23 protein-coding genes are annotated in these 23,905 nt (G+C 50.6%); all 23 read right to left on the bottom strand.

Translation table 11 applies throughout. The annotated features are described in order from the left end of the window. Positions 1–113: 113 nt before the first annotated feature. The 23 genes from pgi to pseC all read right to left on the bottom strand — a co-directional run bounded on the left by pgi (position 114) and on the right by pseC (position 23,887). Positions 114–1,760 carry a glucose-6-phosphate isomerase gene (gene pgi / locus DT594_RS17670; RefSeq protein WP_149334353.1) on the bottom strand — a complete coding sequence of 549 codons (1,647 nt, stop codon included), beginning with the start codon at positions 1,758–1,760 and terminating at the stop codon, positions 114–116. A 2-nt stretch (positions 1,761–1,762) separates the two neighbouring features. Continuing rightward, entirely contained in the window at positions 1,763–3,058 is a 1,296-nt protein-coding gene (locus tag DT594_RS17665) for a UDP-glucose dehydrogenase family protein (protein ID WP_149334351.1), read from the bottom strand. 11 nt (positions 3,059–3,069) lie between these two features. Continuing rightward, positions 3,070–3,951 carry a UTP--glucose-1-phosphate uridylyltransferase GalU gene (galU, locus tag DT594_RS17660; RefSeq protein ID WP_096347511.1) on the bottom strand — a complete coding sequence of 294 codons (882 nt, stop codon included), beginning with the start codon at positions 3,949–3,951 and terminating at the stop codon, positions 3,070–3,072. Between the two features lie 182 nt (positions 3,952–4,133). Next, entirely contained in the window at positions 4,134–4,709 is a 576-nt protein-coding gene (locus DT594_RS17655; protein WP_149334349.1) for an acetyltransferase, read from the bottom strand. Next, on the bottom strand, positions 4,706–5,725 hold the full coding sequence (locus DT594_RS17650) for an MraY family glycosyltransferase (RefSeq protein ID WP_149334348.1): 1,020 nt from the start codon (positions 5,723–5,725) through the stop codon (positions 4,706–4,708). Before DT594_RS17650 ends, DT594_RS17655 begins: the two co-directional genes overlap by 4 nt. 57 nt (positions 5,726–5,782) lie before the next feature. Further along, the gene (locus DT594_RS17645; RefSeq protein WP_178091575.1) at positions 5,783–6,739 is read right to left on the bottom strand and encodes a UDP-glucose 4-epimerase family protein; all 957 of its coding nucleotides are present in this window, start codon (positions 6,737–6,739) and stop codon (positions 5,783–5,785) included. Continuing rightward, entirely contained in the window at positions 6,736–7,983 is a 1,248-nt protein-coding gene (locus DT594_RS17640) for a glycosyltransferase family 4 protein (RefSeq protein WP_149334344.1), read from the bottom strand. Before DT594_RS17640 ends, DT594_RS17645 begins: the two co-directional genes overlap by 4 nt. A 55-nt stretch (positions 7,984–8,038) precedes the next feature. Then, positions 8,039–9,169: a non-hydrolyzing UDP-N-acetylglucosamine 2-epimerase gene (wecB, locus tag DT594_RS17635; RefSeq protein WP_149334342.1), complete on the bottom strand. Its 1,131-nt coding sequence runs from the start codon at positions 9,167–9,169 to the stop codon at positions 8,039–8,041. A 12-nt stretch (positions 9,170–9,181) separates the two neighbouring features. Beyond that, positions 9,182–10,318 (bottom strand): UDP-2-acetamido-2,6-beta-L-arabino-hexul-4-ose reductase, encoded by a 1,137-nt coding sequence (gene wbjC / locus DT594_RS17630; RefSeq protein ID WP_149334340.1) that lies wholly within the window; start codon positions 10,316–10,318, stop codon positions 9,182–9,184. A gap of 3 nt (positions 10,319–10,321) precedes the next feature. Further along, on the bottom strand, positions 10,322–11,356 hold the full coding sequence (locus tag DT594_RS17625) for a polysaccharide biosynthesis protein (RefSeq protein ID WP_149334338.1): 1,035 nt from the start codon (positions 11,354–11,356) through the stop codon (positions 10,322–10,324). Between the two features lie 9 nt (positions 11,357–11,365). Beyond that, complete coding sequence (locus DT594_RS17620; RefSeq protein ID WP_149334337.1) at positions 11,366–12,163, bottom strand: AglZ/HisF2 family acetamidino modification protein; 798 nt, start codon at positions 12,161–12,163, stop codon at positions 11,366–11,368. Between the two features lie 3 nt (positions 12,164–12,166). Next, positions 12,167–12,781 carry an imidazole glycerol phosphate synthase subunit HisH gene (gene hisH, locus DT594_RS17615; protein WP_149334335.1) on the bottom strand — a complete coding sequence of 205 codons (615 nt, stop codon included), beginning with the start codon at positions 12,779–12,781 and terminating at the stop codon, positions 12,167–12,169. Beyond that, complete coding sequence (locus DT594_RS17610) at positions 12,778–13,923, bottom strand: N-acetyl sugar amidotransferase (RefSeq protein ID WP_149334333.1); 1,146 nt, start codon at positions 13,921–13,923, stop codon at positions 12,778–12,780. The genes hisH and DT594_RS17610 overlap by 4 nt, the downstream gene beginning before the upstream one ends. A 30-nt stretch (positions 13,924–13,953) precedes the next feature. Next, complete coding sequence (locus tag DT594_RS19165) at positions 13,954–14,580, bottom strand: CatB-related O-acetyltransferase (RefSeq protein ID WP_281290928.1); 627 nt, start codon at positions 14,578–14,580, stop codon at positions 13,954–13,956. Between the two features lie 13 nt (positions 14,581–14,593). After that, entirely contained in the window at positions 14,594–15,397 is an 804-nt protein-coding gene (locus DT594_RS17600; RefSeq protein ID WP_149334329.1) for a hypothetical protein, read from the bottom strand. A 342-nt stretch (positions 15,398–15,739) separates the two neighbouring features. Continuing rightward, positions 15,740–16,576: a 6-hydroxymethylpterin diphosphokinase MptE-like protein gene (locus tag DT594_RS17595; RefSeq protein WP_149334327.1), complete on the bottom strand. Its 837-nt coding sequence runs from the start codon at positions 16,574–16,576 to the stop codon at positions 15,740–15,742. A gap of 35 nt (positions 16,577–16,611) precedes the next feature. Next, entirely contained in the window at positions 16,612–17,673 is a 1,062-nt protein-coding gene (gene pseI / locus DT594_RS17590) for a pseudaminic acid synthase (RefSeq protein ID WP_149334325.1), read from the bottom strand. A 5-nt stretch (positions 17,674–17,678) separates the two neighbouring features. After that, entirely contained in the window at positions 17,679–18,167 is a 489-nt protein-coding gene (gene pseH / locus DT594_RS17585) for a UDP-4-amino-4,6-dideoxy-N-acetyl-beta-L-altrosamine N-acetyltransferase (protein ID WP_149334385.1), read from the bottom strand. Between the two features lie 35 nt (positions 18,168–18,202). Beyond that, the gene (gene pseG, locus DT594_RS17580) at positions 18,203–19,297 is read right to left on the bottom strand and encodes a UDP-2,4-diacetamido-2,4,6-trideoxy-beta-L-altropyranose hydrolase (RefSeq protein ID WP_149334323.1); all 1,095 of its coding nucleotides are present in this window, start codon (positions 19,295–19,297) and stop codon (positions 18,203–18,205) included. 5 nt (positions 19,298–19,302) lie between these two features. Further along, the gene (locus tag DT594_RS17575; RefSeq protein ID WP_149334321.1) at positions 19,303–21,330 is read right to left on the bottom strand and encodes an aminotransferase class III-fold pyridoxal phosphate-dependent enzyme; all 2,028 of its coding nucleotides are present in this window, start codon (positions 21,328–21,330) and stop codon (positions 19,303–19,305) included. After that, positions 21,327–22,214 (bottom strand): aldo/keto reductase, encoded by an 888-nt coding sequence (locus DT594_RS17570; RefSeq protein ID WP_149334319.1) that lies wholly within the window; start codon positions 22,212–22,214, stop codon positions 21,327–21,329. The genes DT594_RS17575 and DT594_RS17570 overlap by 4 nt, the downstream gene beginning before the upstream one ends. Next, entirely contained in the window at positions 22,192–22,734 is a 543-nt protein-coding gene (locus tag DT594_RS17565) for a GNAT family N-acetyltransferase (RefSeq protein ID WP_149334317.1), read from the bottom strand. Before DT594_RS17565 ends, DT594_RS17570 begins: the two co-directional genes overlap by 23 nt. Continuing rightward, positions 22,727–23,887 (bottom strand): UDP-4-amino-4,6-dideoxy-N-acetyl-beta-L-altrosamine transaminase, encoded by a 1,161-nt coding sequence (gene pseC / locus DT594_RS17560; protein WP_149334315.1) that lies wholly within the window; start codon positions 23,885–23,887, stop codon positions 22,727–22,729. Before pseC ends, DT594_RS17565 begins: the two co-directional genes overlap by 8 nt. Positions 23,888–23,905 lie beyond the last annotated feature (18 nt).

Genomic DNA, 23,905 nt, shown 5'->3' with positions numbered 1-23,905 from the left:
CTCGCGCAGGCGGGGATCCATTTTTGCGATGCCCGTGTGCAACACCTCTCCACACCTCCAAGCCCGAAAGTCAAAATGGATTCCCGCCTGCGCGGGAATGACGGGAGTGTGTGTCACCCCCGCAGAATCTTCTCCAACAACCCCGCAGTTGACCCATCCGTGCTAGAAAACGCCGCACCCTCACCGCGGATCTGATCCAGCGTATCCACTGCAATCTTCTTACCCATCTCAACCCCCCACTGATCAAAGGGGTTGATATCCCAAATAACCGACTGCACAAACACCTTATGTTCATAGAGCGCGATCAGCGCACCCAAGCTATAGGGCGTCAGCTCATCTAGCAGCAAGGTAGAGCTCGGCTGGTTACCGCGGTAGCGTTTGCTACGCGGCATGTCATCCGCGCCTTTCACGGCGGCATCGCCCAAGGCAAGCAACCGGGATTGAGCCAAACAGTTGGCCAGGGCCAACTCATGCTGCGCCAGCAATTCGGGTGCGGCTTCGTCATGCTGCGCTTCAAGATAACGCCGTGCCGGCACGATAAAGTCGCAGGTCACGGCCTCAGTGCCCTGATGCAGCAACTGATAAAACGCATGCTGCGCGTTTGGCCCTACGTTGCCCCAGATAATGGGGCAGGTTGCGTACTCAACCGGTTCACCGGCGCGGTTAACGCTCTTGCCGTTAGACTCCATCTCCAACTGCTCAAAATAGTTCGGTAGCTCTTTCAAGCGGCCGTCATAGGGCAGGATGGCGTGGGCATTGATGTTCAGAATATTGGTATTCCACACGCCGATCATGCCCAGCAGTACCGGCAAGTTATCCATCCAGGGCGTGGTGCGGAAATGCTCGTCCATGTCATAGGCGCCAGCCAGCAGCTCGCGGAAGCCTTGCATACCGATGTTCAGCGCAACCGGCAGGCCGATGGCCGACCACAGCGAGTAACGTCCACCTACCCAGTCCCATAGATGCATCTGGTTCTGCGATGGGATCCCCCACTCGGTCATCTTACCCAGCGCTGAAGACACCCCGAGAAAATGGCAGTCCAGCAGTCCGGCCCGCGCCTCGCCCAATCCGCGCTGCAACCAATGCCGCGCGGTGGCTGCGTTGGTCAGCGTATCGATAGTGGAGAAGGATTTTGACGAGATGATGAACAGCGTCGAATGCGGACTGAGATTACCCAGCAACTGGGACAGCTGGCTGCCATCCATGGTGGAAGCGAAGTGGATGCTCAGCGGGGACGCAGATGGCAGGCGTGAATCGGTTAACGCGCCGTGGACCATCAATGGGCCTAGATCAGACCCGCCAACGCCGATGTTCACCACATCAGTGATCGCTTCCCCAGTCGCGCCACGCCACTGCCCGGCGCGGATCTGGCGGACTATCTGCTCCATGTGCTCTATCTGGGCATGCACCTTACCGGTGATGTCTTCGCCATCGACCTTACAGATCGCAGTAGCGGGCAAACGTAACGCCCAATGCATTGCCGCGCGGTCTTCGCTGTTATTGATGCGCTCGCCGGCGAACAGCGAATCAATCCAGCCCTGCAATCCTTGCGCTTCGGCCAGCTCCATCAGGTGGGTCAACGTTTGCTGCTCAACACGCTGTTTGGAAAAATCGAACAGAATCGGGCCCCACTGCCGGTGCAGTGTTTCGAAACGCTGGCTGTCCTGTGCAAACATGTCGGCCAGATGCTTGCCCTGCATTGCCTCGCCATGGCGGATCAACGCCTGCCAGCTGGCACCTTGAGGTTTAATGGTCTGCATGACTAGCGTCGCCCTATGCCGTAGTATTCAAATCCGCTTTGCTTGATAAAAGCAGGGTCCCAGACGTTCCTTCCGTCCAACAATAAGGGGCTGCTCATGTTCATCTTCAAACGCAGCAGGTCTGGGCTCCAGTAGGTTTTCCACTCGGTCACCAGCATCAGGGCATCTGCGCCAACTACTGCTTCGTAAGGGTCGGTGTGCAGTACCAGGTCTTCACGCTCGCCGGCCCAGTCTGCCAGCGCGCGCAGAGCGCGTGGATCATGCACATGCACCTCCACGCCTTGGGCCCAAAGAGCTTCAAGCAGTTTCAATACCGGGGAGTTATCAATTCGGGAGGATTCAGGTTTGAACGCCGCACCCCAGATCGCGACCCTACGACCGCGCAGGCTGGTGCCGTAATGCCGCCAAAGCTTGCGGAAAAGTGCCTCTTTCTGCCGCTCGTTGATATGCAGCACTTCATCCAGCAATTGTGCCTGCATGCCGCTGACCTGCAGCGTGGATGCCAGGCTCATTACGTCGCGGGAAAAACTCAGGCCGCCGAAACCGCAGCCCGGATACAGATAGGCCTCGCCAATTCGCTTGTCCGCGCCCATACCAAAGCGCACACGTTCAATATCCACGTCCAGGCTGTCGGCCAGGTTGGCCATGTCGTTCATATAGCTAAGCCGAGTAGCGAGCATGCCGGTGATTGCCAGCTTGGTGAATTCCGCTTCGCGGGGGCGCATATGCTGAATGCTGTCCTTGCGGCGGTTGAACGGTCGCAGCAGCTCGGCAACAAGGAGCCGCGCCCATTCCACATCAGCGCCCAGCAACCAGCTGCCCGCGCGCATAAAGCCTTGCAGCGCATCGCCTTCAGTCAGCAAATCAGGCAGGCTTACCACCGCGCTGCCGGTCGAACCTTCAGCTTCGTGGGTGGCCAATGCCTGCTGCAGTTCTTCACTACTGCCTACGGGGAAAGTCGACTGGTTGACTACCAGCCATTGGTGGGCTTTGTTGCTCGGGAGCGAGGAAACGATACTGTGTGCAAGGTAGATTGCATCGGGGCTTAACGCCAGCCAGATCACCTTGCTCTGCTGCGCCGGCGGTACATCCATCGCGGACAGTACCAAGCGCCCTTCCTGGCTTTGCTCAGCCATCATGTCGGCCAGGCCAGGCTCGCGATAGGGACACTCGCCCCGGGCCAACTGCTTGCCGATTGTGCCTTCCGGCACATGCAAAAAGACCTGATTGCCCGCGGAGGCAAGCGCAGTGGCGCTGACCAGCGCGCACAGGGTATCGCCATAAACGTCCAAGTACATAGCCGCTTCCTTTAACGCTGGTATCGAGCCAGCATAGCTTGAAAGTCAGCACCCAGCTGCGGGTGCTGCAGCCCGTAAGCGATAGTTGCTTCTAAATAGCCTAGCTTATTCCCGCAATCATAGGAGCGGCCACGAACATGATAGGCCTCTACGCCGGACTGCTGCATAAGTGCGGCAATGGCGTCGGTCAGCTGGATCTCGCCACCGGCGCCCGGGCGCGTTTTGGCCAGTAAGTCAAAAATACCGGCGGGCAATATATAGCGACCGACGATTGACAGGTTGGAGGGCGCATCTTCCCGCGCTGGCTTTTCTACCACGCTCATCATCGCAGCGTGCTTGCCGGGCTTAAGCTCAACGCCATTCAAATCCACCACACCGTATTGATGCACGCTGGCATAGGGTACCGGTTCGACCATGATCTGCGCGTGCCCGGTTTCAGCAAAACGCTCATTCATCAGATTCAGGTCACCAATACTGCCGGCCTGCTCCACCAGTACATCAGGGAGCATCACCGCGAACGGAGCATCGCCCACTACCTGGCGAGCACAAGCTACTGCATGCCCCAGCCCCAGCGCTTTACCTTGGCGCACAGCCGTGACCTTCAAACCGGAGGGTGCGGTATCCCTCAGAATCTCAAGCAGCTCATGCTTGCCACGGCGCTCAAGCTCGGCCTCCAGCTCGTAGTTCACATCAAAATGATCTTCAATGGCTTTCTTGCTGGAATGGGTTACCAACACGATCTCATTGATGCCGGCGGCCAGAGCCTCTTCCACCACGTACTGGATGACCGGCTTATCAACGACGGTCACCATTTCCTTGGGTATGGCCTTGCTGGCGGGCAAGAAACGCGTGCCTAGACCAGCAACGGGTAGTACGGCTTTGGTAACCTTCACAGCGACTCCTAAATTTTCGTCAAACGTCTGTCGTTAAGAGGCTCGGCGCTCCAAAGAGTTCAAAGCTACTGCGCCCGATAACGCTACCGCTCATCACAATGTAGTGTGTGAATCAAGCAGGAGTCGTGCCTTGAACAACAACAAAGCCTGATTTCGGAGGCAGTCGGCTTTACCTATTGCCGCTAAGCGCTCAGCACGGTCCCGGGCGCTAAAGTGGCCTCCGCTTCCACAACCACGTGATAACCGCAGCAACTGCCAGCCTGCAACCATGCACGCGCCCCAACCCGCACCCCTCCCGCGAGTTGCACGCCCACACCGATATGTGACAGCACTTCCATTACAGCGTCGTGATCAACCGTGGCATTGGCATTAATAATCGCCCCTTTCCCCACTGTCGCCGCCGTACCCACCACGGCACCAGCCATAACGGCGGTACCGGGCCCAACTTTCGCGCTGGGGCTAACCCAAGCCTTAGGATGAATGATCGAGACCAGCTCAATACCCGCCCGCTCAATCAACTCGATCCATTGCTCACGCACGGCGTTATTACCCACCGCAGCTATAGCACCATGGCACCGAGAAGCAACCTGGTCGATAGCGCCGACCTTCCCCACAACCTCGCAACCCAGAACCTGTGAATCCTGCGGGCAGTTATCATCCAGAAAAATGACTTCGCTCCAATCGCCACCCAGCAATGCCGACTCAGCAACTGACTTGCCATGGCCTCCGGCACCCAACACCAGCAAAGTCCTGGTCACGCGGCCACCTCCAACGCGCCTGCTTTGAAACGGACGGCCAGTACGGCTAACGGCACATAGGCAATAACCAAACCAAGCAGACCATCGACGTAACCTAATGCAACGGCACAAGCCCAAGGCAGTAGCCATACGATATTAATAGCCAGCACGGCCAAGGTTACCGGCAGATGAGCACCATAGTGTCGCGAAGCGTATTGGTATGCATGGCTGCGGTGCGCTTCGTAAATCTTGTCGCCACGTGCCAAACGGCGAAACAACGTCCAGGTGGCGTCAAGAATGAAAACGCCTAGCAGGATCAACCAACTCCATAGCAGCTGCGGCTCAACCATGGTTGCGGTGACGGTAAACAAGCCCAAGACCAAACCTAGAAAGCCACTGCCCGCGTCTCCCATAAATATACGTGCCGGCGGAAAATTCCAGTACAGAAAACCGGCAACAGCTGCGGCAAGAACGAGCAACATCGTTATCTGCTCGGTGTGACCCAACAGCCAGTAAATCAACGCTCCGCCCAAGCAGGTGGTAATGGCCTGAATACTCGCTAACCCATCAATTCCATCCATAAAGTTATAAAGGTTGAGCAACCACACCAGAAAGAATGCAGCTAACGCATACACAACCCAAACGATGTCGATGGAAAGACCGGCCAACTGCAAAACCAAAGAACCTTCCAGCCAGAATAGCGCCCACAGCGCGGCGCTAAAATGCGCGATTAACCGCCAACGGGCTGCAATATGCCCATGGTCATCCAGAAAGCCTACCATCGCAATTAGCAACCCACTACCGCCCAGAGCGATCATCCAAGCCCAAGGAAGCCCAAAAAGAAGCGGCATAACCACCAGCACACCAAGAAACACCATCACGATGGCCACGCCTCCCCCGCGGGGTGTTGGGATTGAATGAGAGCTGCGGGCGTTGGGAATATCAATCAGGCTATTCGTCAAAGCGTAACGGCGAAGGGTAAAAGTAAGAAACCACGAAATCCCGGCGACAGCCAAGACCAAAAGGAACAACAACATACAATCCCCTTACAGCATTTTGTAATCCCGCGACAACGGGAATCCAGTTCGGCTAGTTTAACGACGGGCGAGAAATGCATCCGCCGTCTTTTTTAAAGCATCATCCACCGACACCGGGGGCTTCCAATCGAGCGTGTCACACGTATGCTGTATATCCACCTGCATTGATCCGCAGAGCCGTTGAGCTACGGATCTTTTACCCAGAACACTCGCCGCAGACTCCAACAGACCTGATGGTACCGGCACCAATCTGGCCGGCTTCCTAAGAGCATGCGCCGTGCGCTTAAGCAACTCTGTGGTCGAGAGATCCTCCCCGTCGCTGGCCAGGAAGATCTGGTTGGCTGCTGCTGGATGGTTGATGCAGATGACAATCAGATCAACCAGGTTATCCAGCGCTACCATACTGCGCTTGTTACGGATTGCTCCGAAAGGCAGGGGAACGCCCTTATTCATCCAGCTCATCATGCTTTGGAAATTCGCTTTTACTCCCGGTCCATAAACAAGGACGGGGCGAATGATCACGACCTCCATTGCGGTCTCGGCCGCCAAGGCCTTTAGAGCTTCCTCGGCCTCAAATTTGGATATTCCGTATGGATCAAGCGGCTCGGGCGTATCCAAAGTGGTATAGGGTTTGCCCAACGCGGTCCCTTCGCCATTGACCTTGATCGAGCTGATAAATATGAAACGCTCAACCCCAGCAGCGGCCGCCTGGCGCGCCAGCGCTACGGTGCCCTCCACGTTAGCTCTCCGGAACTCAGACAAGGGGTCCGCTGCAGTTTCATCCATAACATGCACACGCGCAGCACTATGGATAACTACTCCAACTTCCGACAACGATTCGGACCAATCCGTATCTGCAGCCAGGCCTGGAATTACTCGGACCGTTGCTCGAGGGTCACAACCTCCAGGCGGCCTTCTGACAGCCAGAACCATTTCATGCTTGTCCTCCAGCAGCCGCTTTAATAGCGCGCTGCCCACAAACCCCGTCGAACCAGTCAATAGTATTCTGCTCATGATCTTCTCAAGCTGCCGTTTTTAAAGAGCGTCTCCAAGCGGTCAAACAGAATGTCTTTAGAGAACGATTCAAGATAATACTTTCGCCCAGCCACACCCATTTGTTCACGATCATCCGGTGAAAGCCGATACATTTTCCTGACTATCCCCGCCAGTCCATCTGCGTCGCCTGACTCGCAAACCATCCCCGCACCGGCTTCTTCAATAACACGCGCCGCCTCGCCATCGATCATCGCTATTACAGGCCTACCTGAAGCAAGGTAAGCTTGAACCTTTCCAGGTATGGTCTTGGCAAAAACGTCATTAGTCCGTAACGACACGAGAAGCGCATCAGCCACCGCAAACAATGGGGGCATTTTTTCCAAAGGATGTCGACCAAGAAGTAAAACGTTATCCATTTTTCGATGGGCAACGATTTCCTTCACCCAGGAGTATGCCCGCCCATCTCCAACTATGACCCACCGAACCGGTAGCTCACCGACGAGCGCTTCTGCAGCTCGCAGGATGGCGGGGAAATCCTGCGCCTCCCCGATATTGCCGGCGAAAACGATTGTAAAAACATCAGCATCTGGCTGCACCAAGGCGGAGACTGTTCCCCCCTCCGCTGAAAAATCATCTTCGGCCCAGCTTGGAAGATAAACGATGCGCTCCGGTGGAATTTCACGGGTAGAGTACACCTTGACGCTTTCAACAAAACCTTGAGACTGCACCAATATGTAGTCTGTTCTGTTATATATCCAGGACACCACCCTGCCGACCCAAGCCAAAGCCTTTTTACTCTTTACCACACCCACAGCGCTAAGAGTTTCAGGCCATAGGTCAAGAACCCACACATAAGTCGGCGCTTTCTTCAGCTTTCCGATTACCAGCGCAGGAATAGCGGCAAGGATAGGAGACACTGCGTAGACAAATACTGCATCGAACTTTTGGCCACGCAGCTTGTAAGCACCAATTGTAGATGCGCTGACAAAGAACGAAAGATAGTTGAGCGCGAGTGTGAGACTCCTCGATCCGCGGGGGATCAACGGAACGCGGAAAACCCGCGCGCCCGAATATTCTGCGAAGTTACCAGGGTTCGCCACAAAATCAGGAAACGTCTTGCCTTCAGGATAGTTCGGTACTCCGGTGAGCACCGTCACCTCATGACCTTTGCCCACCATCCCTTCAACCAGATCATTGATCCGCATATTCTCTGGCCAAAAATATTGAGTCAAAATCAGAATACTAAGCGGCTTGTCGATCATCAAATTCCCTCGAGATCACTATAAATATGCAAAACGTCGTGCGGAAAACTCTTACTTAATAAGTTTTCCAAACAGTCTGCATTACGTAATCCCGATAACTGTGGAGGATGCGAACAACCTTCTCGGCAACATTGGGCATGCTATAGTCGGCCACTAAACGCAGCGTCCTCTCATCACCTCGTCCTTGGTTTTCCAGAATGGCAAGACCCTGCAATACCCGCTCCTTTCCCAATCCGACCATCATGGCAGCAGCCTCTTCCATGCCTTCGGGACGCTCATGCGCTTCGCGAATATTGAGCGCAGGAAAATTGAGAATGGACGCCTCTTCATTGATCGTACCGCTATCAGACAGCACTGCCTTGGCACACAACTGCAGTTTATTGTAGTCCTTGAAACCTAGCGGTTTCAGAAGCCTGATGTTTTCGTGAAATTCGACACCCATCGCATCGACCCGCTTCTGGGTTCTGGGGTGGGTAGATACGATCACGGGATGGCCGTATTGCTCCGCAATAGCGTTGAGTGTCTCGACGAGAGAAAGGAAGTTTCTATCCGAATCAACGTTTTCTTCACGGTGTGCGCTCACCACGAAAAACTGCCCAGCCTCCAGCCCTAGCCGTTCAAGTACATCAGAAGCATCAATACCAGAACGGAAATGCGTAAGCACCTCAAACATCGGGCTGCCTGTCTTTATAACTCGGTCCGGCGGCAAACCTTCTCGCAGCAAGTAGTCACGAGCGATGGTGCTATAAGTGAGATTGATGTCCGCAGTGTGATCAACGATACGGCGGTTGATCTCTTCTGGCACCCGCATGTCAAAGCAGCGGTTACCAGCCTCCATGTGAAAGGTAGGAATTCTGCGGCGTTTAGCTGGGATAACCGCCATGCAACTGTTTGTGTCGCCAAGTATCAATAGAGCGTCCGGCTTAACCTCCGCCAACACTTTATCAACCGCAATAATGACATTGCCTATGGTCTCAGCCCCGGTGGAGCCGGCTGCGCTGAGAAAGTAATCCGGCTTGCGGATATTGAGATCCTGAAAAAAGATCTCGTTCAGCTCAAAATCGTAGTTCTGCCCGGTGTGAACTAGAATATGTTCACAATACTCATCCAGCTTGGCCATCACACGAGACAGGCGGATTATCTCCGGCCGCGTCCCGACCACCGTCATAACTTTCATTTTATTCATACATGTATCCAGTTAACTTTGATGGCCGGCTTCTTCTGCAGTTCCAACGGGACAAGCAAAAGTGTCCGGGTTTTGGCGATCATAAATTTCATTTGCCCAGAGCATGCAAACAAGCTCATCTTTGCCCTCATTGGTTATGTCATGGGTCCAACCGGGCACTGTCTCGACAATCTCAGGTTTGGTCCCGGAGGTCCGCAACTCGTGATATTCGCCGGTGAGCATGTGGCGGAAATGGAAGCATGCCTCACCTTTTATCACCAAAAACTTTTCAGTTTTCGAGTGATGATAATGGCCACCGCGAGTGGTGCCGGAATGGGCCGTGAAAAACGAAAACTGCCCGGCATCCGGTGTCTTGAGCATCTCAACGAATACGCCCCGCTCATCGCCGTGCTGCGGTACCGTATAGGTAAACAGCTCGGGAGGGAGATAACTCACATACGTGGAGTAAAGCGCTCGTGTAAGTCCTGTACCAACCGCTTCGGTAACGAGATGCTCCCGAGTAGCCTTGAACCGTTTCAACTGATCGGCAAGCTCGCCCACAGATATGTTATAAACGGGTTCAACTACTACAAAAGGCCCCGTGGTCGTTTGCGAGTCCAATAAACGGTCAAAGCTAGCAATGACGTCATCGATATACACCAATCGCATCGGCGCGCTAGCGTCGTTAACATGCACCGGGATATCTCGGGCAATATTGTGGCAGAAAGTGGCTACTGCCGAATTGTAGTCGGGGCGTGCCCATTTTCCAAAGACATTAGGCAGTCGGTAGATGTACACCGGGCACGTCCCGGAATCAGCTAGCTCGAGTAGTGCCTGTTCGGCGTCGCGCTTACTAGTACCATAATCATTATCTTGCTCCGCCTGGATAGATGAGGTGTAGACCACTGGAATACTCCGTCCAGCCTCTTTCAGCGCCTCACATAAAAATTGCGTGAGCCCGACGTTGCCACTAACAAATTCGGCGGGGTCTTGCGGGCGATTAACCCCCGCGAGATGAAACACCCAATCTACCTCCATAAGCAGACTCGGCAATTCTGCGGCGCTATGCTCTCGAGTGAACATAACGACCTCGAATCCGTCGCGCTCCCGCAAGCGCATTTGCAGATTCTTGCCGATGAACCCATTAGCTCCGGTTATCAATACACGCATGGGTTACTCCTCCAAATTGAGGTATTCACCGCGTTCTAATGCCCGAATGAACTCCAGCTTTCTCAACAAAATTTGCATGCCGGCAACATCAAGACGCTCAGTATTGTGAGAATTATAGTCCTCAGCATGTGAAATCTTCTCCTCGCCCTGGTCGATGTACTTTCCGTAATTCAGGTCACGCAGATCCGGTGGGATACGGTAATAACCGCCCATATCTTGAGCGCAAGCCATTTCCTCCCGACTGAGCAATGCTTCAAAGAGCTTCTCGCCATGCCGAGTACCGATTACGTTGATCTGATGATCAGGCTTGCCTAGCATCTCTGTTAGCGCTTTGGCCAACGTCGCGACTGTGGCTCCAGGTGCTTTCTGTACGAAAAGATCTCCATTAGAACCGTGCTCAAAAGCATAGAGAACCAATTCGACTGCGTCCGCTAGAGTCATCATGAACCGAGTCATATTAGGATCAGTGATCGTCAGAGCCTTCCCTGCGAGAATTTGCTCGACGAAAAGCGGAATCACGGACCCCCTCGACGCCATGACATTACCGTACCGCGTGCCGCAAATGACGGTCTTGTTGGGATCAACATTCCGTGATTTGGCGACCATCACTTTCTCCATCATCGCTTTGGAGATCCCCATAGCATTGATGGGATAAACCGCCTTATCTGTACTGAGACACACAACACGCTTTACGCTGTTTTGGATAGCAGCTTCTAGCAGATTTTCAGTACCGAGGACATTGGTCTTCACCGCTTCCATGGGGTGAAACTCGCACGATGGCACTTGTTTAAGTGCTGCGGCGTGGAAAATATAATCCACACCGCGGGTTGCGTTGAGGATACCTTGATAATCTCGGACATCCCCAATATAAAACTTGAGCTTAGCGTCGGCGTATCGCTTGCGCATGTCGTCCTGTTTTTTCTCGTCTCGGCTGAATATGCGAATCTCTGAGATATCGCTATCCAGAAATCGCTTCAATACAGCGTTACCAAAAGAGCCCGTGCCGCCGGTTATGAGTAGGGTTTTGTTGCTAAACATTTTAGATGGTCATCTCTGAGAATTAATAAGAAGCCCAGCACGACATATCTCATCACGCTGGATCGGATTAGGATAATTAATCAAAACCGCCCGGTACGGTCCCTTGAAAACAAACAGACTCCCCGCAGAGCAACCAACAACGCCGCATTCCCCAATTAGCTGCTGAATATCCCCATGAGAGCCAGCGCCGCCCAGTACCGTCAACGGAACTTTAAGCTCTTTACGCATTTTTGTTGCCAACTCAAGATCGTACCCTTTCATTTGGCCGTCACGATCAATAGAATTAAGCACAATCTCACCGGCCCCTGCTGCCTGCATTCGAAGAGCTAGCTCAAAGAGCTCCTCCTTCCGCGACTGTGTCCCGTTACGAATAAACACTTCATAACCTTTGGAAAACAACCCTGATTTCTTTTTCACATCGATTATTACCACAACACTTTGGCGGCCCACCTCGTCAGCTACACGCGAGATCAAAGACGGATCTTCCACCGCAGCGGAACTGATCGCGACCTTCTCGACGCCTAGGCCTATAATTTTTTTTGCCTGCTCGGCTGTTTTGACGCCTCCTCCGTAGCAAAGAGGCATACGGCACTCATAAGCCAAATTCGCTATCATGCGGTAGTCCGGCTCTTTATCTTTGGCAGTCGCATCTATGTCTAAAACAACCAACTCATCGGCTTCTTTCTCATTGAAGATTTTTACCGCGTTAATCGGGTCCCCTACATATTTCGGATTTTTAAACTCGACGGTCTTGACCAATCCGCCGTCCTGTACGAGTAAACAGGGGATAATTCGAGGTCTCAACATACGTCAGATATCCGCAAAGTTTTTTAGCAGGTTGGCGCCCCAATGATGGCTCTTCTCCGGGTGGAATTGAACGCCATACACATTTCGGTTTTGCACCGCGCAATCGAAATTAAAACCATAATCAGCACGAGCTGAGACATGTGACTTTTCGAGGCAATCAAAATAAAATGAGTGCAAAAAATAGAACCTCGCGTCTGCATCAAAGTCTTTAAACAGTGGCGACCCCGGGGCAGGCTTTACGTCGTTCCATCCCATATGCGGCATAGGCAAAGAGGCCGATGCGGAATTACTGGCGAACCCCCGAACGTGTGCGGGCACCCATCCCAGTCCCGGCGCCGTCCCCTCTTCGCTAAGATCTGCGAGCATTTGCATGCCCACGCAAATACCCAACACAGGAACACCGTCTTTGACGACAAGCTCTTCCAGTACCCCTCTCATACCTGATGCATTCAACAATTCCATCGCGTAGTCAAACGCCCCAACGCCGGGAAGAATTAATTTAGTAGCGCCTCGCAGGTCCTCAGCATTCTGGGCACGTTTGGTCGTAACTCCCAGCCGTCTATACATAGTGACAAAGGCTTGGGTGTTACCAAGTCCGTAATCGACAATATGAATCATCTGAACAACCTTCGCTCAAGCCCAAGCTTACTAAGCACATTCGCACCAAGGCCGATCAGCCAACGCTTGTTTCTGTAATCGCGATATGTTTTGTTCTCACCGTCAAATATTTTTTGCAATTCGGCGACGGTGAGGTCCAATTTATTAGCTACGTATTCAAACTCTTGTGACAAAAAGTGCTCGTCCATCTCAGGAGTAGCTAAGCGCTCGAGTGCGGCGTCGCGTGTCATCTGGCCGGTCATAATGAGACTTGAGAAATGCGCCCTGCGCTTGTGGTAGCCGAACTTTTTAGGCATCCAGTAATCTTCATAAAATCTCGTGAAGCGTGATTCATGATGTTTGTGCTGGAATTTTTCCCACCCAAAGAGGTCGTTCAGCTCTTTTTCCGCTTCAGATTTTATATAAGGCACAAGATTCAGCGGCTTTGCGATAGTCATGCCAATGACTTTCTGATAAAAGATCTTGTAGGTAAGAATGTCTATCAGAGGGAAGCTGTTGAGACTCCGAGCCCCATACTTCTTATGGATGTCATTAAAAAGCGACTTGTCGATTCCTGGATAGCCTCCCCATTCCTCCGGCTCTCTACAGCACTCGGTAGAATAGTTTGCGCCCGTAATTATGTATTTGATGCTATTCTTGCGCGCAAACTTATAAAGCCCTGAAAAAAAGGCTGCGTCTTGTGGCAAGTCCTGATCCGGGATTTGCGAACGCAAGAACGAGAGCTGCAAGTCTTTCATCTCCTGCCAGTTGATCACGTCGGTGTACAAATCGAGACCAAGCCCATCGACGAGCTTCTCAATATTCCCGACCGCCTGATCAGTGTTCCAACCAGCGTCTACATGGAATAGCAATGGGCGTAAGCCCATCTTTTCCTTCGCGACATATGCTGCGTAAGAACTATCAAGCCCCCCGCTAAGGCCGATAATGCAGTCGAAGTCTTTACCCTTCCCCTGTTCCTTGATTCGGTCAGCCAAAGCTAAGAGCTCAGTACGGCCTTGGGTACCGGTATCCCAGTTGGGCTTGATTTGGCTGTCGAAATTCTGGCAGTAATCGCAAAGCCCCTTTGAATCAAAAGAAATATTTGGATCACTGGTATCCATAATACAGCGCGAACATATTCGATACCTGCTTGCCTCAGCCATTCCACGCTCCCAATAAAATCTAGATAAAATCTACTTGGACGAATCCGATTGCACGACGCTCAAAAACTTCTCCACATCGTTAAAACACCCGCCAAGTTCTTTTAAGTGCGGCTCCGTAAACTCCCACCATTTGATCGACATTAACTCGCGGATAATTCGTTCCTCGAATCGATACCGAATAATCTTTGCAGGATTTCCCGCGACCACCGCGTAAGGAGGTACATTCTTAGTGACTATCGAACCAGCACCTACTACTGCGCCGTCACCGACTGAAACGCCGCTTAGGATAATCGCGGAGCGCCCAATCCAAACGTCATTACCTATGGTTGCTTTAGGTACCAGCTCCAATGGGTGCTCTGAGAATTTTGATTTGACACTGTCCCGACCTGAGTAAAACACAGGGGACATCCCGACCCATTCCATTGGATGCCTGGCACCTCCGATCACCACACCGTTCGCGATAGAAGTAAATGCTCCAATATTTGCTTGAAAAATATCGCAGTCATAACCGCAGAAACTATGTCGTGCTATCGTCGAACCAATAAATGAAGAACCAGATTCAATTTTAGCTGTTAAATCCACTTTGCTATGCCTAACGGAACATAACCTAGATTTTTTAATAACTTTTGAAAGAACATACTTTAATGTTTGAATCATGATATTTATTATCTCAATCTTTTCGAGGAGCATACTTCCAAAAAAGAAAAAAGTATAAGACGTAAAAAAAGTCTAGCAACGTTGGAAACAACAATGGATCTGTGGCAGCGCGAGTCAGAACCAAGCTTACTAATAAAAAAATCACGCTCTTATATATAAATGCTTTATTAGATACGAACAAAGAGAACGGAGAAAATATTATAAACAACAAACCAAACAGCCCATAATATGAATGCAATCGAATGTATGAGTTGTGTGGATTTCCGCCATAGGTGCTCTCTATGGATGTACCAGTATAGTCAGCGCCAAAAATCAAAGACCATCCTTCCATCTTACTCAAATAATCAGACAACATTGCGCCTCTATGTGAGTCTAAAAGTCCCGCGCTAAACTTAGACTGCTCAATCAAACTATTCACAAAACCGAAGTAACCAGCATAAGCAATACCGACAACCATCAAAACCAACATCACAAAACCAAAAAACCGGCGAGTCGATTCATTTTTTTCTACTAGGGAACTACTTGCAAAATAATTTACAAAGAAACTTATAACAATTATCAAAAAAGCAACAACTATAGAGCCCCGCCCGATTCCAAATAATGCTATAACGAGTGTTGCCATAGCCGGAAGTAGAGGAAGCTTGTTTTTTTCTAAGAAAACGGCAATTGAAAGCGCAACCTGAATTACTATCAAATAAGAAGGCAATCCATTAGTGCTTGAGCCTGGTATCACCTTACTCAATGGTTCTGGAGTTCCCCAATAGACAACTATCCCGCAAGAAAGGGCGAAAACTGAGAGCCAGAAAACGATTTCCAAACACTTTCTCAACTGTATTAACGGAAGAGAGCTAAAACTGTTTGCGGCAAGAATGACGAATATTGTCGAGAACAAATAAAATACAGGGACAAATCCGTGATCCTGTCTAAACAAGGGAATAAACGATATTAAAAGCAGTATTAAAAACCCAATTACTAAATCCACACTTACAGACGTATTCCGCCACGTCATGAACACATATACCAAACATAAGACTGCGCCGCAAACAAGCGACCAAGGCTGCTGCAGAGCAAAACTAAGCAATAGTATAGCCAAAAAAATAGAATGTGAAATCGTACTAAACATAAATTTTCACAGTGACTATTTTCACATAGATTTTGGTTAGCATTGCCCGAGAACTCCTTCTAGAGACTCACGGGGATAAGCATCCAAAAGGCTCCCTGGTGTTAAGTTTATAACTTTAATACCAGCGTTTTTGGCCAGCTTCGCCGTCAAGTAGTGGAATTCTGTAGTAATGGCATAAAACTTTAGGTAAAATCCTAGATTATATTTATTATTTTTTAGCTCATCTTTATCGTCGTAACAGTGGCCTGAACCGAAGTTGCAAAATGCATTGTAGTCGCACCCTAAAATATAAACCTCCTTAAACCCCATAAATATTGCCGCCAATACAGAGTATGTAACGCAGTTCATTGCTGCATAGACATTCCCTGTAATGTCTGCGCTCATCTCTTCTGTAGGATACTTTTTCGAATATATATATATGGGGTTATTTTCTGAAGCAATATCTTCAACAACGTATTTCGCGCGCGGGTCAGTGATAAAGACCGGGGGATTATGGAGGTATTTATTTGCTATTTCGCCGAAAGTAGGACTTAGACTCGTACTGTACAACCTTGCATCTTCCCAATATAGGTTGTCGATTAACGTATAGTATTTAGGAGTTATCTTATTTGCCAAAGTCGATTTGTATAGGGAATTTACGCCAAATACTATTTCTGTGCTAAGCCTCTCAATTTGATCTTCGCCGAGGCACGCGAGTGACGGACCAGTACCAAGAATAAAACATCGTTGTCCCGAATGAATATCTTTGTACGCAGCGTTTCTCCGAACGAGACTTTTCGATTGGAAGTTAAATCCAAAAATGATGTCTGAAAGGACGTTATAGGTCTTGTATATTAATGCATCAAGTTTATCTTTGGAATCAAATTTGCTCATTTTTTCTCACAAATCTACGTTAAAAAAAGCGTTGCTCAGTGGTTATCGAACAAGTCCCACGTCACCGGTGTTGCAAAAGCAACATCCCTATTAACCTTTTTACCGACAATCTCGTCCAAGTATTTAGGTGGCAAACCGAACCCCGGACGAACACTACGAATGCTATCCTTGGTTATTCTCTCGCCTGACTTAAGGGGTTTCACAAAGTATATTGATCTTCGAAACCGGACATTGCCTTGCTCACTAGATTTCCGTCCGTAATTAACTAGGCCCAGTGCAGCCCACGCCGTCTTAGAATCATTACACAATGCGCTAAGTTCTTTAGGCTCAAGTGAAAAACTATCGTCGGGACCACCCGCGCGTCTATCAAGTGTAAAGTGTTTTTCTACTATAGATGCACCTAGTGCGACGCTTGTGATCGCGGTAGTGTTATCGAGAGTATGGTCCGAAAGTCCCGTAACAAGGCCAAACCGCTGAATCATATCAGGTATTACATTAAGATTGTAATCAGACGCCGGTGCCGGATACCCACTGACGCAATGTAATATTGCGAGAGATGTACAGCCTGCTCCTAAGGCAGCGTCGATTGCTTCTTTAATTTCCACATCATTTGCCATGCCAGTGGAGATGATCATAGGCTTACCTGTACTAGCGACATACTTAATTAGTGGTAGGTCCACTGCTTCAAATGACGCGATCTTGTATGCAGGCGCATTTAAGTCTTCAAGCATATCTACGGCTGTGTTATCGAAGGGGGAACTAAAAATCGTAATGCTCAAATCTCGAGCACGATCAAATAATGGCTTATGCCAATCCCAAGGCATATGAGCTTGTTGGTATAGGTCGTACAGGCTTCTTCCATCCCACAGCCCACCTTTAATTTGAAAGTCCTCGGAGTCACAATTCAGCGTTATAGTGTCTGCTGTGTAAGTCTGCAGTTTAACTGCGTCCGCGCCTGCTTTTTTTGCTTGCTCAATTATTTTTAGCGCGGTCTCTAGTTTGCCGTTATGATTGGCTGATAGCTCAGCAATGATATAAGGCGGAGTATCTGTTGCAATACGGCGACCAGCGATAGAGATACTAGGTATATTCGACATATTTTTTACATTTCCTTATTCGTTGGCCAGTCTGCGGCGAGTAAACCAAAGCACATAACAGCGTGATATTTCTGTCCGTCAAAGAACTGATCGCGTAAAGTTCCCTCTTGCTCAAATCCAATCCCAAGATGAAACTTTATAGAACGCTCATTGAATGCCAGAGCTTGCCCGCATACTTTATGTAACCCTAATTCCGAAAAAGCATGCGTTAGGACGCAACGGCCCAAAAGCTGGCCACTCCCTTTCGGTGCATCGGGGGCTGCGTAGAACCCCCACTCCGCGATTCCCCCTACGGCTATTTCATGAATATTAATAAAACCTAGCGGCAATCCCTCACGCTCAAAAATCAGTAAGTGCCTGTCCAACTGTTTTGAAGCATGATCAAACCAACTAACGTGTTCATTCATTGTTATTTCATGCTGTGTGTACATGTAACGCCGTACTTCTGCATGATTTCGCCATTTTAGGACCTGCTCCAAGTCGCTGAAAGCCATTGGACGGACTTTGTGTATTTTCAACAGCTGCATCTCTATATCATATGCTTCGTTAATCGGTAGACCCCTTTACCGTCTGTTACGCTCGCGGCAGAGATACTCATGCGCATGAGCTTACACGGAGATTGTAAAAAGCGGCCTACTAGCGTTGGCACCATCTCTATAATCGCATGGGGCGCTGGCACCACCTCTGCTGCTTCAGCAGACCTGAGCCCAGAAGCTACAGCTTTTTGATTTGCAGCTAACACAATCATAATCGAAGGCAAACCAAGGCAACATCGCTCCCACGAAGTCGCTCCTGCCGCGCCGATAGCTAGATCGCTTTGAGCCATCAATTGGGCCATATTACTGACGGCCGATTTTACGACAGTAGTTACCGGCATGTTCGTCGCCTGCTTATTAATTGCATCAACCCAGGGGGCATTAGAGCCCATAACAACTGAAATAACACAGTCAGCGGGAAGAAGGGCAGACGCTAACGCAGATAAAACTTTACCCGTGGCGTTGTCCCGATCAACGCCGCCCATACTGACCAATATGTTCTCAATTTTCGCATCACGACGACGTTCGAGGCTATAGTGGCGATGCTCCGCGAATTCGGGACGTAGAAGTGCATACTCCGAACCGCACAAGAGCACGCATGAACCAGGAACCCTGGGTTCGTAATCAGCAATATCTCGACCAAGCGTCTGATCCAAGAGCAGATCGCAATCGTGGGCTCGATCTGCAAGGTCGTCGATAACTAACACACCCCCACAGCACGGTTTTATCATCTGCTCCCAACGAGCATCCAGAGCGTAATTATCGACTATCACCCAGCGGGGGCGGAGCCGTGCCAACACCTTCATGCACGCCTCCGCGTCACTCTCTTGAGTAGATCCCAGCCATGCTGCATGGGCTAGGGGAAGCGGTGGGGCAGATGCAGGATCGGCGCTATATTTCATCAAGCCGATCGAGGTAACCGCGTGGCCTTGGTTTCGAATAAACGAAATCAGGTTACCTGCGTGTTCGCGGCAAATGAAGTGGCATTTTGCTCCTTGCGCTGCGAGTTCGTTAGCCAAAGTTAAACACCGCATTACATGGCCGGTGCCCATTTCCAGCGAAGCATCTACGCGAAAAGCTACGTTCATGTCGACTAATTCAGACGCTTAAAGCCGCCGTGGCAAACCGGCCCCTTAAGCACCTCGCTTACTGGTCGACCTGCCTCGCATTCCTTGACCAGCCCAAAAACAGGATCAAGTGCAGCAAAATATGAGTCCACTACCTCAGGGGTATGCTGTGTGCACACGTAGACGCTAGTGCCTGCTAAGTAGCCTTTATTTAGCATTTCCTGCGTTATCAGAGTCTTGAATGCTAAATTATCTGGGTGATTAAAAGCAAAGCCCGTGAGTGACGGCAATCCGCTCGTGGTAATCGACAACTCGTGCTTACGGGCGAGCGCTTGCCACCTATTAGTTATATCCATGCCTGTCTGAGTTATGGTTTCCCAGGACTTCACTCGCTCCATCACCTCAAGTGTTTTGAGTGCTGCAGTAGGACCAATACGCTCAGTCCAAAAGGTGCTACTAATGAAAGTACTTTGAGCGGCCTCCATCACCTCGCGCCGCCCGATCGTAGCTGTAATTGCATACCCATTGCCCATTGCCTTGCCAAACATAGCCATGTCGGGCTCAACACCATACAGCTTGTGTAAGCCCCCGGATGTCTGGCGAAAACCTGAAGTGCACTCGTCGAATATAAGCACTATCCCATGCTGGGTAGCTAGTTCACGAACCTTGTGCAAAAAATTATCTTCAGGACCCCGGTTGCGGGATACTTCCATTTTAATCACGCCGATCTCATGGGCGTCGACCAGGGCTTGTAGTTCAGCAAAATTATTGTAATTGAAGGGGAATACCGTATTTCGAAGGTTGGCAGGTACCCCTTTTGGCTCCAGCCCGGGCAAAAGATGCCCTGCCAGATTCTTCTCATCCCCCAAATTGGCAGCAAGATACCAATCATGCCAGCCATGGTAACCACATATAGCTACCTTATCGCGACCCGACGCTGCGCGGGCAATCCTGATAGCAACCGCATTAGCTTCGCCACCGGAACGCGCAAAGCGCACCATATCGGCCCAAGGGTGAAGTTCAATAAGCTTCTCGGCCAAATAAACTTCTTCGGGGCAATTGAACGTAGACATATTGCCATTATCAATTGTTTTACGCACAGCGTCATCAACTTCGGGGTCGCCATATCCAAGTGTATTTGTCCCTATACCCATAATGAGCATGTCGATGTATTCGTTCCCATCTAGATCCCAAACTTTACAACCTTTCGCTTTACTGAAGTAAGCCGGCCACTGATCTGGCAAAAACATTTCTGCCCGTTTCGAGAGAAGCATGTTCCCGCCAGGAATGATCTGTTTGGCGCGTTTCCATAGTTTTTGACCGGTACCCATTGTAGCCCCTTCGTTTCGTTTATACTCGTGATTATCTGCGAACAACTGTGGGTGCGTGCGCTGTAGTTTCAGTATCCGCTGCCAAGAAAAATTTTTGTCGTCGCCGAAATGCGAAAACACTCGTTCGATGACATTGAAATCGGCTTGCTCATCCACCGTCCAGCGCAAATCCGAAAGATCTTCCTCATTCTCAATAGATATGCGAGAAAAATGCTCAGCTCTTCGCAAATAGGGCGTAACATGCTCTCGGTCAAACACACTCGACGTTTCCGCCGACGCCTTTTCCAAAGCTCCATATGTGAAAACTTCGACGTCCATTCCGTCAGGGTAGGTAGGCGGATTAGTGTTGCTGGCGTAATCCACCTCCGCCATCTTGAATTCCCGGATTATCTCGTCTACAAGAGCAGGATCTACGAACGGGCAATCTCCCGTAATACGCACTACTAAATCTGCGGCATGCGCACGCGCAGCTTGGAAATAACGCGCCATTACGTCGTTCTCGCTTCCTTGTTCACAAGCGAACCCAAGCTTACGAACATGTTCGATCAAGACTTCATTACGCGAATCGTCGGAAGTGGCTACGATTATTTGATCTATTTCCTCCGAACACGCAAGCCGCCCCAACAACAACTCGATCATGGGTACGCCATTGATCCTCTTCATTGTCTTGCCAGGTAACCTGCTCGAGCCCATTCGGGCCTGGACGATAGCCACCGTTTTCATAGATCACTCCAAAATGAAGGATTCAATAACTTCTCATCAGTACAACCCAATTCGACGGGGATCGGTGGACAATGACCGGCGGACGCGCGGAGGATATCGCGCCATTGACTCGAAGAGTCTATCCCAACCACTACACGCTCTATCTGCGCATCGCCCAATGCGTGAAGCAGACAAGCCTCCAAGGGCGAACACTTCACCTCTTTTAGCCATCGGTCCCACATAGACCATTGAGATGCCCAGCGATCAAATTTCGAGGGGCGATCTTTAGCCGCCATTAGAAGAAGCCCCTGCATAAATACAGAGCGAACGTGCAACGCCGTGCCTTGAAGCTGTAAACGCTCAAGCCAGCCCGAGAGTAACAGACGCCTGTCTAGCACGCTAAAAGGCGCTTGCACCAGATCGAACCGAAAAGCCTCGCAAAGGTCTTCCAGTTCTCCGGGGCCGTATACGGACACACCAATTCGCGTCACTTTCCCCTGGGTTCGCTGGGACCGCATTGCGCGATACAGGTCCTCTCCGTGCGACTCTAACAACTGGCCCGGCCGATGCAAAAGTAAGGCATCTATTGTTGATACGCCAAGACGTTCTAGCGAAGCGTCCAACTCAGCTTCGACCCAACTCGCTATATCAGAGCAGCCGAGAGGCACCGCCGGCAACTTGGTAATAATAGAAAAGCCCCGCAGGTTCTGGGCACCAAGAACGCGCTCACTTTCCCCGTATGCAATAGCGGTATCCAATGTCATTGCACCCGCATTGCGAGCATCGTCTAGTATTTGCGCTACATCCTCGACTGATACCTGTCCCGTCTGGTTCGCCACGCCGTAAGAAGAACCGAACTGCGCCGTCCCCACGGCTAGCTTGCTAAGCTTGCTCTGGATATTCACGAGCCAGCACTCCTAACCAAAAACAACCTGTGCGTCGCCCGTCTATGACAACGTGATCCCGCATAAAACCCTCGACAACGTAACCCGCTTTCAGAAACACTCGCAACGACGCGAGGTTGTCCTCGTAGCAGCCCGCCTCGAGACGATGCAACCCTAAACGCTCAAAACCGTAGACAGTAAGCCCTCTAACAAGCTCACTCGACAATCCCTGCCCCCACAGCTGCTTTTCCCCAATGAATAGACTAAGTTGGCCACGATGGTAGCGATGATTAATAAACCCGATCTTCGCATTCCCAATATGCTGACCGTTTTCCTTATCAAACACACCAAACAACTCACTGCAAGGGTCGGAATTGCACTGGAGAATAAAATCACGACAGGAAGCCCGCGTCTGCTTAACGTGGCGAGTCTCAAGATAACGATTCACCTCCGGATCATTCATCCAGCCAGCATAGGTATTAGTAGCATCGGCCGGTTCCAGATGGCGCAGCTGCAACCTAGGGGTCTCAAGTTCAAACATCGAGGGCCTCTCTGAGAGCATTGATTACCTGACGCTGCTCGTCTTCGCTCATGGTCGGATACATTGGGATACTGATAGCCTCCGCGTAATATTTCTCAGACTCAGGGAACAGCCCCACCCTGAAACCCATTTTTTGATAATACGGCTGAGTGTGTACCGGGATGTAATGAAGATTAACCATTATTTCCCTCGCGCGCAGCGCTTCGAAAACCTGCAGGTGTGTCGCACGGGTTTTATCAAGCTGCAGACGAATAACGTATAGGTGGTATGCCGAATAGCTATCCGGGTGCTGCCAAGGCAGTGTAAGGGGGAAGTCAGCTAAGAGTTCGTTGTACCGAGCTGCAATCTCGTGGCGTTGAGCAACATATTGGGTAAGACGGGTCATCTGGCTGACCCCTAGCGCGGCTTGCATATCGGTCATGCGGTAGTTAAAGCCTAGGGCAACCTGTTGGTAGTACCAGGGACCATCCATAGGCTGTGTCATAAGATCCGGATCCCGTGTTATGCCATGGCTGCGCAGCAGACCAAGCCGCGTGGCAAGGTCATCGTCATTGGTTAGCGCCATGCCACCCTCTGCGGTCGTAATAATCTTGACGGGGTGAAAACTAAAAACGGTGATGTCACTAAATTGGCAGTTTCCAATGGGCTCCCCTTGGTAGGCGCCACCGATGGCATGGGAGGCATCCTCAATTATCTTGAAACCGTATTTTTGGCTCAACGCAAATATCGCCTGCATGTCACAAGGCTGACCGCATAGGTGAACCGGTACCACTATCTTTGGGAGCCGGTTTTCCCTGGCAGCCTCTACGAGCTTGGCTTCAAGCTTCAAGGGACAGAGGTTGTATGTGCGCGGATCGATGTCCACGAAGTCAACACTCGCACCGCAGTAGAGAGCACAGTTTGCTGAAGCCACGAAGGTGTTCGGTGTGGTCCATAACCAATCGCCTTGACCAAGTTCCAGTGCGAGGCAAGCTATATGCAAAGCCGAAGTTGCGCTATTAACCGCTAGAGCGTGTTTAGCACCGGTGTATTCCACAACGCTCTTTTCAAACTGAGGAATGCTAGGACCTTGAGTGAGGTTAATTGACTTCATTACGCCGATAACGGCGTCTATATCAGACTGCGTGATATCTTGTTGACCATAACGGATCATGAGAATTAGCTCGTTAAT

Origin of the sequence: Halopseudomonas laoshanensis (assembly GCF_008365385.1) — a bacterium.
GTDB classification, from domain to species: Bacteria; Pseudomonadota; Gammaproteobacteria; order Pseudomonadales; family Pseudomonadaceae; genus Halopseudomonas; species Halopseudomonas laoshanensis.
This window is presented reverse-complemented; position numbering and strand designations above follow the sequence as displayed.